This is a genomic window from Psychrobacter sp. P11G3 (assembly GCF_001435845.1).
Classification (GTDB): Bacteria; Pseudomonadota; Gammaproteobacteria; order Pseudomonadales; family Moraxellaceae; genus Psychrobacter.
In genome coordinates this window covers 1938749-1951456 of record NZ_CM003596.1, presented here as the reverse complement: position 1 = coordinate 1951456, position 12708 = coordinate 1938749, and the positions used below count along the sequence as shown (strand labels likewise).

11 protein-coding genes and 1 pseudogene are annotated in these 12708 nt (G+C 41.6%); 10 read left to right on the top strand and 2 right to left on the bottom strand.

Translation table 11 applies throughout. The features are described from left to right. The first annotated feature begins 55 nt into the window (after nt 1-55). The 8 genes from miaA (at nt 56) to radA (ending at nt 7841) form a co-directional block, all read left to right on the top strand. The gene (gene miaA, locus AK824_RS07810; protein ID WP_057760451.1) at nt 56-1219 is read left to right on the top strand and encodes a tRNA (adenosine(37)-N6)-dimethylallyltransferase MiaA; all 1164 of its coding nucleotides are present in this window, start codon (nt 56-58) and stop codon (nt 1217-1219) included. A gap of 327 nt (nt 1220-1546) precedes the next feature. Continuing rightward, nucleotides 1547-2074, top strand: coding sequence for an RNA chaperone Hfq (gene hfq, locus AK824_RS07805; protein ID WP_057760449.1), 528 nt, complete (start codon nt 1547-1549; stop codon nt 2072-2074). A gap of 218 nt (nt 2075-2292) precedes the next feature. Continuing rightward, nucleotides 2293-3285: a KpsF/GutQ family sugar-phosphate isomerase gene (locus AK824_RS07800; RefSeq protein WP_057760447.1), complete on the top strand. Its 993-nt coding sequence runs from the start codon at nt 2293-2295 to the stop codon at nt 3283-3285. A gap of 77 nt (nt 3286-3362) precedes the next feature. Further along, a complete protein-coding gene (locus AK824_RS07795; RefSeq protein WP_057760445.1) occupies nt 3363-3929 on the top strand; it encodes a KdsC family phosphatase in 567 nt (188 codons plus the stop codon). Continuing rightward, nucleotides 3926-4510: an LPS export ABC transporter periplasmic protein LptC gene (gene lptC / locus AK824_RS07790; protein ID WP_057760443.1), complete on the top strand. Its 585-nt coding sequence runs from the start codon at nt 3926-3928 to the stop codon at nt 4508-4510. The genes AK824_RS07795 and lptC overlap by 4 nt, the downstream gene beginning before the upstream one ends. A gap of 89 nt (nt 4511-4599) precedes the next feature. Further along, nucleotides 4600-5157 (top strand): lipopolysaccharide transport periplasmic protein LptA, encoded by a 558-nt coding sequence (gene lptA / locus AK824_RS07785; protein WP_057760441.1) that lies wholly within the window; start codon nt 4600-4602, stop codon nt 5155-5157. Nucleotides 5158-5300: 143 nt separating this feature from the next. After that, complete coding sequence (gene lptB, locus AK824_RS07780) at nt 5301-6011, top strand: LPS export ABC transporter ATP-binding protein (protein ID WP_413772219.1); 711 nt, start codon at nt 5301-5303, stop codon at nt 6009-6011. A gap of 393 nt (nt 6012-6404) precedes the next feature. Further along, nucleotides 6405-7841: a DNA repair protein RadA gene (gene radA, locus AK824_RS07775; RefSeq protein WP_057760437.1), complete on the top strand. Its 1437-nt coding sequence runs from the start codon at nt 6405-6407 to the stop codon at nt 7839-7841. 162 nt (nt 7842-8003) lie between these two features. Here the strand turns inward: radA and AK824_RS13810 are convergent. Further along, a pseudogene (locus AK824_RS13810) lies at nt 8004-8345 on the bottom strand (septal ring lytic transglycosylase RlpA family protein); the annotation flags it as partial. Between the two features lie 1106 nt (nt 8346-9451). Next, complete coding sequence (gene rodA / locus AK824_RS07765; RefSeq protein ID WP_057760433.1) at nt 9452-10594, bottom strand: rod shape-determining protein RodA; 1143 nt, start codon at nt 10592-10594, stop codon at nt 9452-9454. A gap of 284 nt (nt 10595-10878) precedes the next feature. Between rodA and AK824_RS07760 the strand changes: the two genes are divergently transcribed. Further along, nucleotides 10879-11826, top strand: coding sequence for a D-Ala-D-Ala carboxypeptidase family metallohydrolase (locus tag AK824_RS07760; RefSeq protein ID WP_057760431.1), 948 nt, complete (start codon nt 10879-10881; stop codon nt 11824-11826). Between the two features lie 358 nt (nt 11827-12184). Further along, nucleotides 12185-12670, top strand: coding sequence for a hypothetical protein (locus AK824_RS07755; protein ID WP_156410698.1), 486 nt, complete (start codon nt 12185-12187; stop codon nt 12668-12670). Nucleotides 12671-12708 lie beyond the last annotated feature (38 nt).

Here is a 12708-nt window from a genome sequence, read left to right as displayed (position 1 = left end):
AAGCAATTAAACCAATTGATATCTGAGTTATCCATATATTATGAAAGGCCACTTTATGCAACATTCGTCTGATAGCATCTCTCACAAGTTGGCGGATAACAGCGTGGTTTGTCTTATAGCACCAACTGCTAGTGGCAAGACGTCACTGGCGTACGAGCTATACGATACAGGTCGTTTTGAATTAATCTCAGTGGACTCAGCACTGATATATCGTGATATGAATATTGGCACAGCCAAGCCAACAGTGGCTGAGTTGGCGCGTTATCCACATCATTTGGTCGATATCATTGATCCTATGCAAAGCTACAGTGTGGCTGAGTTTGTCAGTGACGTCGCTCGTCTTATTGACGAATGTCATAGAAATGGCAAGATACCATTATTAGTAGGCGGCACCATGATGTATTACATGGCGCTACTCGATGGATTGTCTCCTGTGCCCGATAGCGATGACAGCGTACGCGCGCGCGTAGAGCAGTGGCGTCAAGAGGAAGGTATTAGTGCTCTATATGATTATTTGGGTAGTATAGATCCTACAAGTCATGAACGTTTGAATGCTACTGATACTCAGCGTATCACTCGAGCAGTTGAAGTCTATCTACAAACAAATACCCCGATAAGTGACTGGCAGCGCAAGCCAAAGCAAGCCCTAGCCCATAACCCAGAGCAGCAATGGCATGCGCTATCGGTAATGCCGGATCGTCCATGGCTACATGATCGTATCGAACAACGCCTAGATATCATGTGGAATGAAGGACTAGTGACTGAAGTCATAGACTTACTAAAAAAGTATCCGCTCACGCCTAATATGCCTTCGATGCGCTGTGTGGGCTACAGGCAAGTACTAGAATACTTGGTGCACATTGATCATCCGATATTTGACGAAACTCATCTGGATAAAGCTCAATTTTATGAAGCTTTTGGCAAGCATACAGCTGTCAACGGAGAAGAAATCCCAGCTAATGTTGCTCAGTCAGCTGCTCAACCAAACATGGCTAACCAAGAGACCGAGGCGCTTGCTTGTCAGGAAATGCAAAATAAGGCATTATATGCTACAAGACAGCTAGCAAAACGTCAGTACACGTGGCTGAGAAAGGTAATGCAACTGCCCAGTGCATCATCAAGTGGGATAGCAGACTCTGAGAGCGGGGCTGATGCTAGCAGTCGTATGATATTACAAACGTTTGAAACCATGGCCGAAGCACGAGAGTACTTGTCTTAAAGTGCAATGATAGCCAACACAATTAGTTTCAAAAATTGACATAGATAGCTGTTATAATTTGGCTCAGTGCATTGAGCATTGTTATGATGTCTGGTTTATGAACTTTTGTAGGCAGAAATCATTAACGAAACAACTAGTTACTTAATTATTTACAATAATAACGTATTCGCGATAAAGTGGAATCACTTAAGAGCAACGAATATTTATTTAGATACGTTTTATAAAGAAAACACCTTATTGTATCTACCTTTTAGCCATTATAATTAAATTAACACTTAAAATAATTGGCACTCAAAACATAACTATATAATATTTAGGAGAGATTTCATGTCAAAAGGACAAACTTTACAAGATCCGTTCTTGAACTCGCTGCGCAAAGATCGCATTCCTGTCTCTATTTTTTTGGTAAATGGCATTAAACTACAAGGCCAAATTGAATCATTTGATCAATATGTTGTTCTCCTGAAAAACACAGTGAGCCAAATGGTATACAAACACGCCATTTCAACAGTCGTGCCAGCGCGTAACCCGCGTAGTAGTACGACGACAGGTACAAGTGCTCAGCCTCAGAGCGCAGTACCGACTGGTTATCAAGGCGGTGGCTTTGAACGTGGTAGCAACCCTGCTGCTGGCGGCTTTGAAGAGCGCGGATTTGCATCGAGTCGTAGTGGATTTAATCGTGGTGGTTTTAGCCAAGGTCAAGACCGTGGTTTTGAACGCGGTAGCTTTGGTCAAGGTCAAGAGCGCGGGTTTGAGCGTGGTGGCTTCGGCCAAGATCGTGGGTTTGATGCCACGGCAGATAACACAGGCTTTGAAGATAAGCCAAACGATGGTTCTAATGATAACAATAGCTAACTCATCGCATTAATCGAGCGCGTTGTCTGAAAAAACATTAAGACATGATTTATTCGTTTAAAACCTGCTGATATAGTGGGTTTTTTTTGTATAGATAGCAGCAAGCTCTTTATTCAGTATAAAGCACTATATTAGTGTAGATTTTGTAGACCATTACTAATATGAAACATAGTGTAGTAAAATAGCGTATTGATTCATTATAAAAATAGAGCGGATTCATGAGTGATACCAAAAACAACTTAACCCATGAGCAATTTATTACCACTGCTATCGAGGCTATTAATACCGAAATATCTGCGTTAGCACTGCTAACAGAGCAGATTGACGACAGATTTGCACAAGCATGTGACATCATTCTGACTTGTAAGGGTCGAGTGGTAGTCACAGGCATGGGTAAGTCAGGACTAATTGGACGCAAGATTGCAGCGACCTTTGCATCAACTGGTACGCCTGCTTTTTTTATGCATCCTGGTGAAGCAGGGCATGGCGACTTGGGAATGCTTGTAAAAGGTGATGTGCTGCTTGCTATTTCAAACTCAGGTGAGTCAGATGAAATCAAAATGTTACTGCCAGTTGTTAAGCATCTAAATATCCCTCTCATTAGTATCAGTCGTGATAAGCGCGGTATGTTGCCACGAGCAGCTAACATTGTATTGACGCTCGGTCAGTCGCAAGAGGCTTGCCCGCTTAATCTAGCGCCAACCTCCAGTACGACGGCTACTTTAGCCCTCGGGGATGCGTTAGCGGTTGCTTTAGTACACGCACGTAACTTCACTTCTGAAGATTTTGCGTTATCGCATCCTGCTGGTGCCCTGGGTCGTCAGCTATTGACGCGTGTCGAAGATTTGATGCATACCAACTCAGAAGACTTGCCTTTGATTCATCAGCAGGCCCCATTGCAACAAGCTTTATTTACCATGTCTGCTGGTCGCTTGGGCATGACAGTAGTGACTGATGATGCTAATAAGGTCGTCGGCGTGTTCACAGATGGTGATTTGCGCCGAGGGTTAGAAAAAGGCATCGATCTACAAACGCCAATGCATGAAGTAATGGTCAGCAATCCACGCCATATCAGTAAAACCATGCGTGCGTCAGATGCGCTGAGTGTTATGAATGAAAGTGGTATTAGCCAGTTATTGATTATTGATGATGAAGATCGTTTAGAAGCTATTATTACCGTGCATGATTTGCTGCAAGCTGGGGTCAAATAAGGTTTGTGAGTTGCCGTTGAAATAGTTAAGCTATATAGAATAACGCTTCGAAAATAAATATTAAAAAGAGATAAATAATGCAGGACTTGATACAGAAAGCCGGACAAGTAAAACTATTGGTCATGGATGTTGATGGTATTTTATCCAATGGTCAAATTATCTATGATGCTAATGGTGTTGAGACCAAAGCGTTCTCAGTACAGGATGGTGTGGGTGTTAAGTCGTTAGCGCGCTACGGTATTTTGACAGCCATCATTACGGGCCGTAGTAGTGCGATGGTAAACAAGCGCGCAGCAGAAATGGGCGTCAACCATGTGGTACAAGGCCGTGATGATAAGCTTGTTGCGCTAAACGAGCTGCTATTGTCTCTAGACCCTTTGCTGAACATCACTGCTGCCGACTGTGCCTATATGGGCGATGATTTACCAGATATTAAAGCGATGCAAACAGTAGGGTTTGCGGCAACCGTACCTAACGCGCATGCTGAAGTTATCAAGCGCAGTGACATGGTAACGACTCGTGCTGGCGGTACTGGTGCAGTGCGCGAGATATGTGACCTTATTTTAAAAGGTCATGGACATTATCAAGACTTTATCGCGCATTACACGCTTGATGAGGCGCAAACTCAGGATAAACAGTCGTGAATACACGTGTCTTAATTGTATTAGCCTTAATTATTGCTGGTATTGCGGGTTGGTTTTTTCAGCAGCAAGGCGACGTAACGCCGCCAGTCAATATTGAAACAACAGATGTCGATTATGAAGCCACTGATATCAAAGCCGTGCAGACCAATGAGCAGGGCGAAACCGAATATGAGCTTACTGCTGAATCTTTGACACATAATCCTGAGACCAATCAGGATGAAATGTCAGGCATTACCATGAATTGGGAACCATCTGCAGAGCAACGTTATCGTATTCAAGCGGGCAGTGCAGCCATCAGTCAACAGACAGGGGAGCTTAGTTTATCAGGTGGATTTACACTGGTGAGCGAAGGCAATAAGAGTACTCCTGATATCGAACCGATAAAAGTAACTGGTAGTACGCTAAAAGGTAATACGAAATCAGGCAAAGTATACAGTGACGCGCCTGTGAAAATCGAACAAGGCATGAATCGATTTGAAGCCTCTAGTATGACTGCCAATCTTGAGACGGGAGAGTATGAATTTGGCCAAGTTGCTGTTGCTTTTTCTCCATCTGAACGCCAAGACAAAGCATTGTTTTAGTCAAAGTCTTTCTTATTTACCGTGTCAAAAAATAGCAGCTAGCATAAAGTTTGCAAATCCTACCACCTATTATGAAATGAGTTATTTATATGAAACTTAAATTTTTGCCTACTTTACGCGCATCGTCACTCTGCTTGCACAAATTGCGCGCACTACCGATGGTGATGTTATTGGCGCTACCGCTATATAGTCACGCGTTGCCATCAGACTCTAATCAGCAGATCAAATTGCTAGCGGACAAAGCCACTTATAGTGAGCGTACAGGCGTGACCAGTTATGCAGGTAATGTCATTATTACTCAAGGTACGTTCAAGATGACGGCCGACAACATCACGGTCAATCTTTCTCAGCAGCGTAGCATTAACTCAGCGGTAGCAACTGGCCGTCCAGCGACTATGCAGCAAGTAGTCACGCAAGAAAAAGGCTTAGCAAAAGGGCAGGCTAATAAGATTGACTACAATGCAGTGTCTGGGATTATTACGCTAACCGGCAATGCAAAACTGGTTCAAAATGGTGCAAGCTTCGCTGGTAATGTTATCCGTTATAGCCTAAAAGCAGGTGATGTTGAAGCGACTGCTGGTGGTAATCAGCGCGTCGAACTGGTATTCCCGCCTAATAACGGTACAAACCAAAGTGGCGTACGTTAATCCAAATAAACAGGCTATGAGTAGGTAAGTCTGCCTTTAGCAATGCTTAAATTTTGTGAAAGTAAGAGTAAGTTATGAGCGATGATAAAAATCTAGACCTATCGGCATCAAATACCAATACGGCGCCTGTCGCTCGATTGACTATGCAAAATTTAGGCAAGCGCTATGGAAAGCGTTGGGTAGTCAAAGACGTTTCATTTTCTGTCGAACAGGGCCAAGTCGTCGGACTGTTGGGGCCTAACGGTGCTGGTAAAACGACAAGCTTCTATATGGTGGTGGGACTGGTCAATATGGATAAGGGCCGCGTTACGCTAGGTAAAATGGATTTATCTAAATACGCAATGCACGAGCGAGCGCGTGCGGGTATCGGCTATCTACCGCAAGAGGCATCAATCTTTCGTAAATTGTCTATCGAAGATAATATTTTATCTATCCTACAGACTCGTACAGAATTAAGTAAAGTTGAACAGCAGCAAGAGCTTGAAAAGTTGATTGGCGAGTTCCATTTAGAACATGTGCGCAAGTCTCAGGGTATGAGCGTGTCAGGCGGTGAGCGTCGACGCTGTGAGATTGCGCGAGCATTAGCCGCTGATCCTAAGTTTATCTTATTGGATGAGCCTTTTGCAGGGGTAGATCCTATCTCTGTTGGTGATATTAAAGACGTTATTTTGACATTGAAAAATCGTGGCATTGGCGTTTTAATCACTGATCACAATGTCCGAGATACATTGGCTATTTGTGAAAAGGCTTATATCGTATCAGAAGGCGCTATCATTGCAGAAGGTACTTCAGCTGAAGTGTTAGAAAATGATTTAGTAAAATCTGTTTATCTAGGTAAAGACTTTCAAGTATAAGTGAGAGCGTTAAATCCCTTATCTCATACTCTATTTTATATAGTGCGCTCAAAACAAAAAGGTGCCGTTAAAGTAGAGTTATGCTGGTATGGATTTTCCTTACTTCCTATGCATTCCACTTTCCAAACGCTACGTAAAATTCATAATAATAACTTTGTAATTTCTAATTAACTAATAGAACTGGTTAACACTATTTTATATAGAGCTTATAAGCCAGTTACTACTTATATCTATAATTAATATCTCTACAATTAACATTATCCTCTTTCAAGTACAGCTTGCAAAACCAATGGCTGACTTATCATAATAAATATTTTTGAATCAGCGCCTATAAAGCGTGACAGTACTTTCTTCATTATTCTCGATTGATCCTCTGAATAAGGCTTATAAGCTATGGCAAAAAATAAAAGCAGCTATGTCTGTCAGCATTGCGGTGCGCATTTTGGTAAGTGGGCTGGGCAGTGTACGGATTGCGGGGAATGGAATAGCTTGGTCGAAGCCCCAAATGTCAGCATGCCACATCACAATAAAAGCACCGCGAAGCCTAATAACGCACGAGCTGCTACTCGTGGTACCAGTGCACCAGCTGGTAACTATTCTGGCACTCACAGTGCTGTCATGCCGCTTAATGCAGTAAGTGTGACGCTCGACACGCGCCTACCAACCGGTATCAGTGAGTTTGATCGCGTACTCGGCGGTGGACTAGTGGCAGGTTCTGTGGTGTTAATCGGTGGTGATCCGGGTATTGGTAAATCAACTATCTTGCTACAAACGGCGACCAACATGGCACGAGCCGATTCATTGGCAGGTAGTGCACTATACGTGACGGGTGAAGAGTCACTTGCACAGGTGGCCATGCGAGCCAAACGCTTAGACTTGCCTGCTGATAGACTGCGTGTACTGGCCGAAACTAATGTAGAAACTATCTGTGCTGCATTAACGCAAGAGCAGCCAGCAATCGCTATTATTGATTCTATTCAGACAATTTATACAGACGCTATCAACTCTGCGCCAGGTGGTGTCAGTCAGATTAGAGAGTCTGCTGCAATTTTGACTCGCTATGCTAAGCAAACAGGTACAGCGCTATTTTTAGTCGGACATGTAACCAAAGAAGGTACGCTAGCGGGTCCGCGAGTATTGGAGCATATGGTTGATACCGTACTTTATTTTGAAGGCCAGTCTGACTCGCGTTTTCGTATGATTCGTGCGGTCAAGAATCGCTTTGGTGCGGTTAATGAACTGGGCATCTTTGGTATGACTGATATGGGGCTCAAAGAAGTCGCTAATCCATCAGCGATATTTTTAAGTCGTTATGACAAACCTGTTGCTGGGTCAGTTGTCATGGTCAGTCGTGAAGGTACAAGGCCGTTACTAGTAGAAGTGCAGGCCTTGGTCGATGATTCACAAGGCTCGCCTAGAAGGATGGCATTGGGTTTAGACTTTCAACGTTTATCCATGTTACTAGCAGTGATGCATCGTCACGGCGGAATACATACCAGTGGACAAGATGTCTATGTCAACGTTGTTGGTGGTGTCAAAGTCATAGAGACGGGATCTGATTTGGCCGTACTGTTGGCCTGTGCTTCAAGTATTAAAGAGAAGGCGTTACCATCTTCATTAGCAGTATTCGGCGAAGTTGGTCTATCGGGAGAGATACGCCCAGTACCCAATGGACAAGAGCGCCTGAAGGAAGCGATGAAGCATGGGTTTAAGCATGCCATCATTCCAAAGGCCAATGCACCTGCTAAAGATGTGCCTCAGTTCAAAGGTATCAATGTGATTGCTGTTGAACGACTTGATAATGCCATCGAAAGCGCATTTGAGTTATGAGATATATAGAACTAATAGTACTTCGTTTTGAGTAGCTTAGTAGCTACTATTAGCCTAGAGCGATAAATATAAACCATAAAAAACGCCTAACTAATAATTAGTTAGGCGTTTTTTGCTATATAGGCTAGCAATATTATTGGTCTTTAAAACCGATATCTAAAACTAAGGTCCTGCAACGCGCTCGATAGCAACGTTACCCACGCCTTTGCTTGTAATACCGAGTTTTTTGGCAGCACCATAAGATAAATCTAATACACGGTTACCATGGAATGGGCCGCGATCGTTCACTTTTACCACGACACTTTTGCCATTGGTCTTGTTAGTAACTTTAACATAGCAGTTTAATGGTAATGAGCGATGCGCTGCAGTTAGACCGTTCATGTCAAAAGTTTCGCCACTGGCAGTCTTGCGACCATGAAACTTACGACCATACCAAGACGCAAGGCCAGTTTGCTTAAATTTGCTGACAGAGTTAGAGGCAACAGCTGTTAGGCGCTCTAGGACATCTTCATCATTGGTAACTTGTGTCGTATCATTGGCTAACAATGAGCTGCTAAGCGCCAATGAAGTCGGCTGACGGGCTGACTTTACCAAACTTGATGCACCATCATGTTGACGGCTTAATTCACCAAGTACACGGTCAATGTGGGAGGCGTTATCTTGCGAAATCATAGCAAGTGTGGTCTTTGCTTCTACAGCATTTGCATTGGTCGCGAATGCAGAGCCAGCAAATAACATTGCTGACATTGTAAGTAAACCAGATAAACGCTTGTTCATAAATACCTCTATAACTTATACATCAAAACCTAACTCTAAATATTTTAGATTGAGCATGGCATTAATCTCTTGTTTTCATATTGATTAATGAGTGGCTCTTATAGATATTAATATATGGTAATTTTTCATTTCATTATCATCAGTGTTCAGCAGAAATAGAGCTAAAGTGACTGACGATACGCTCAAATGATAGTTAGCGATAAGCATTGAATACAAAGTCCAAAATCAGGACTGAGTGACAATGTCACTATATGTCGTATTTACATGATGTGCGATATACAAACTTCTTTAGAATGCTACGTTAATAAAGGGTTCAGAGGACATCGCGTATCGCTTTGTTATCAAACCGTTAATTAAGTAGTGTATTTGAAAGTCTGGAATCTACAAGATGCTAACTATACGGCTACGCTACAACCTAAATATATTTAAATGCAAAGTTTATTAGTAGCTATGTACGGGTTATGTATCAGAGTACAGTAAAACGAGGTTAACGCAATTTTTTGTAAAAAACAAGGAATAAAATCTTTCTGAAATTATAGGTGGTTAACTAATATCGGAAATTACGTCAATTTTCTAGTAAAAATAATGGGCGCTAAAACGAACAATTATTTCGGATTTGTTACTATTATAGTGATTGATACGAACATACATGATATGAAAACCATAAAAATAAAAAAGCCACAGCGCTAAGAATAAAACTCTTCTTCGCGCTATGGCTGATTGTCTTTTATCAAATCATTAGTAGTACAAAACAATTTATCTTAATGATACTACCATAATTATTATAACGACTTACTCGATAGACGATTTATACAGAAAGTATCTTATACAAGTTAGCCGGATTTATGCGTATGGATAGACATGAGTAGGCCAAATCCTGCCATCAAAGTCACGATAGCCGTACCCCCATAACTAATAAATGGTAGTGGAACACCTACGACAGGTAAAATGCCGCCAACCATGCCGACATTGACGAATATATAAACAAAGAAAGACATAGCGATAGCACCAGCCAACAATCTACTATAAACATCAGGATGGGTGAAAGCGATATATAAGGCGCGTGACAGAAGGCAAAAGTAAATGAACATCAGTAGCATCACACCGAGTAAACCAAACTCCTCGGAGAAGGCGGCAATAATAAAGTCAGTATGGCCTTCTGGTAAGAAATGTAGGTGTGATTGCGTGCCTTCCAGATAGCCTTTTCCAGTGAGGCCACCAGAACCGATGGCTGTCTTCGATTGAATGATGTTCCACCCAGCACCTTGTACATCCGCTTCAGGATTAAGTAGTGTTAATACCCGCGTACGCTGATAGTCGTGGAGTAAAAAGTTCCAAGCAAAAGCAATAAACGGCACAGCCAAAATTACAGCAGCAGAAATCAGTCGCCACGAGAGGCCTGCTAAGAAAAGCACAAATATACCACTAGCAGCGACCAGTAGTGATGTACCAAGATCGGGCTCTTTAGCAATTAATAGCACCGGTACAATGATCAATGCCAAGGTGATAGCAATGCTAGACGCTGACGGTGGCAAATCACGCTTAGACAAAAACCAAGCACACATCATTGGCATGCCAAGCTTCATGAACTCTGAAGGCTGCACACTACCGAACCCAGGCAAATTGATCCAGCGCTGAGCACCCATACGTACTTCACCAATAATATCTACCAATACCAATAATATAAGTCCTAAGACATAAAATATGGGCGTGAAAGTACGATAGAGACTGGGCGGTATCTGCGCCATGGTAAACATCACAGCAAATGCCACCCCATAGCTGACCATTTGGCGAATGACCATACCAATATCTTGGCTTGCGGCGCTGTATAGAATCGTCAGACCAATGCAACAAACCGTCAATAACAGTAAAGTTAACCATGGGTCGATATGAATACGTTGCCATAGTGTCGGTGCGTGACCTTGACCCAAATGATGGCTTTGACGTGAAAAACGATATTGCGGGTTAGAAGACATAGGCAGAATTTGGCTAACAATTGGTGTAGGAGGGAAGTACTAACTAAATTATTTCATTATAAATAATGATGAGAAACGTACTTAAAAGTACTAACTTTAATAAAAGTATGCGAGCAAGCAATGGCTATATAATTCACAAATAATAATAAAGTCACTCAATTATAAAAGTTATAAGGATAAGTGTTAATTATCAATATTGGACTTCAAATTAGAAGCGATAGTTTAGCCTGCTTGTTGAAAATTTGATAGTATCGATAAAACGTTTTTAGCGGTAGTTTCTTGCAATGATAAAATCAAAAACCCATGCGTATAGGCAAATTTGCCAACCTATTATTACCCTTATCCTATGTGCTGGCAGTGTCAGTGCTCATGCCGTTATTATCAGTGATGATAGTGAACGCCGTATTCAAATACGTCAAAGTAGCAGTACAAGCAATAACAGTAATGCGTATATAACACCCTCTACCAATAGCTCATATCAGCGTCCTGGTGTCACCATGTTGAGTGGTGCGAATGCATCAAATGGCGACAGTATGCAAAACTTGATTGTACAAAAACAGCGTGATTTCGAGATTGATGCTAGGTTGTCTATTGAAGAAAACAAACGTGTGAATGTAGTGAGACGCGGTACTACTTATAGTACAGCAAACAACACCTATAATGGTGCTTATAACGATTCTATGAATATGGACTTTAATGCATGGTTAAATAGCAATAGTTATCGTGCCAGACAAGTAGCAGAGTATGAGCGTTATCTTAGCGCACGAGTCGGATCACAGAATGTACCGCCATTGTCTCAACTGCTGACGACTGCCCGTAGTTGGAGTAAATGCGGATATGAGCCTTATCAACTGCCACCTCAAGAACTATGGTCTAACATTGTACCAACATTACGCCTTTATAGTGAGTTGAAAAACCAAGGCATTTTACCACTCAGCAGTGAGATACGTTCGGTATATCGTAACCCAGGTTTGAATGATTGTGCAGGCGGGGCAGACGGTAGTAAGCATATGAATGCAAGTGCTATCGATATCTGGGTACCTGAGTATGAAGACAATCTATGGCGCTTGAGTACCATGCATGATGGCTTATGTCAGTTTTGGCAGTATCAAGGACAGCCTTATAACTTTGGCTTAGGATTATATGCGACAGGGGCTATTCATTTAGATACTGATGGTTATCGCAAATGGGGATTCAATCACGCTAGTAGTTCCTCTTCTTGCCGCTATTAATTGAGTTATCAAGAATCGAGAATTCAAATAATTATAAAGTTAGCCGAGATAACGCTAGATATATATTCATTTTTATATATACTATTCCGGTGTTTACTAAAAATAATAATTTTGTAATTATTTGGTAGGATTCATAGGATAGACGCATGAGTTCATTAAAAATTTGTTTGGTCTTTAAAAACTATGCTTTAATAATATGTGTTATCAATCGCCTTTATATTTTCATGGCTTATAAAGAAAACCACCAAATTTACTTTAAGCGAAAACTATGAAAAATCAGCGCTCGACAATGAAAAACTATCATAAATTAAATAACGAGAAGCAAAGTTTTTTGCACTCGAACTATAGGTATGGTGCTTTGTTTACTTCTGCACTTATGTCGGTATTACTGATTAGTGCGTGTAGTACAGAGATGTCCTCTGAAAACAATATGATAGTGACGGATAAGGCTGATAGACATATACAAAGCTCTAAAGAGATAGAAGATAGTATCAAGAACTCTTATGCTCGTTTGGCCTCTAAGCGCTCTGATGTCTGTCCAAAACTAATTCAGGAAGAAACGGGTAATCAGGTTATCGAACGTATATCAGAGGTCATGGTAAATGACTACTGTGATTATTTTTTATATCCGCGAGAGGGTCAGCGCCTCAATGTTAAAGTAGATAACCGTCAAATAGAAGCGCTATTAATTGTGCCAACGCTACACAACTTTGCCAATGGTAATTATAAAGTGACGTCTTATGATAAGCATGTTATCCGTTTGAGCTATAACGGGGCTACCCATAAGCCTGAGCATTTTGTCTATGATGTTGCGCTAAAAATTTCTGACGCCAAGTATTCTTAATACTAAGCATTTCTAATATTTCACTTCTTATTTAAAGA

Excerpts from the sequence above, each read along its gene's own strand:
- lptB (WP_413772219.1), top strand. The coding sequence starts at position 5,301 with ATGCAAAATTTAGGCAAGCGCTATGGAAAGCGTTGGGTAGTCAAAGAC.
- rodA (WP_057760433.1), bottom strand. The coding sequence starts at position 10,594 with ATGTCTTCTAACCCGCAATATCGTTTTTCACGTCAAAGCCATCATTTG.
- radA (WP_057760437.1), top strand. The coding sequence starts at position 6,405 with ATGGCAAAAAATAAAAGCAGCTATGTCTGTCAGCATTGCGGTGCGCAT.
- hfq (WP_057760449.1), top strand. The coding sequence starts at position 1,547 with ATGTCAAAAGGACAAACTTTACAAGATCCGTTCTTGAACTCGCTGCGC.
- lptA (WP_057760441.1), top strand. The coding sequence starts at position 4,600 with ATGAAACTTAAATTTTTGCCTACTTTACGCGCATCGTCACTCTGCTTG.
- AK824_RS07760 (WP_057760431.1), top strand. The coding sequence starts at position 10,879 with ATGATAAAATCAAAAACCCATGCGTATAGGCAAATTTGCCAACCTATT.
- AK824_RS07800 (WP_057760447.1), top strand. The coding sequence starts at position 2,293 with ATGAGTGATACCAAAAACAACTTAACCCATGAGCAATTTATTACCACT.
- miaA (WP_057760451.1), top strand. The coding sequence starts at position 56 with ATGCAACATTCGTCTGATAGCATCTCTCACAAGTTGGCGGATAACAGC.
- AK824_RS07795 (WP_057760445.1), top strand. The coding sequence starts at position 3,363 with ATGCAGGACTTGATACAGAAAGCCGGACAAGTAAAACTATTGGTCATG.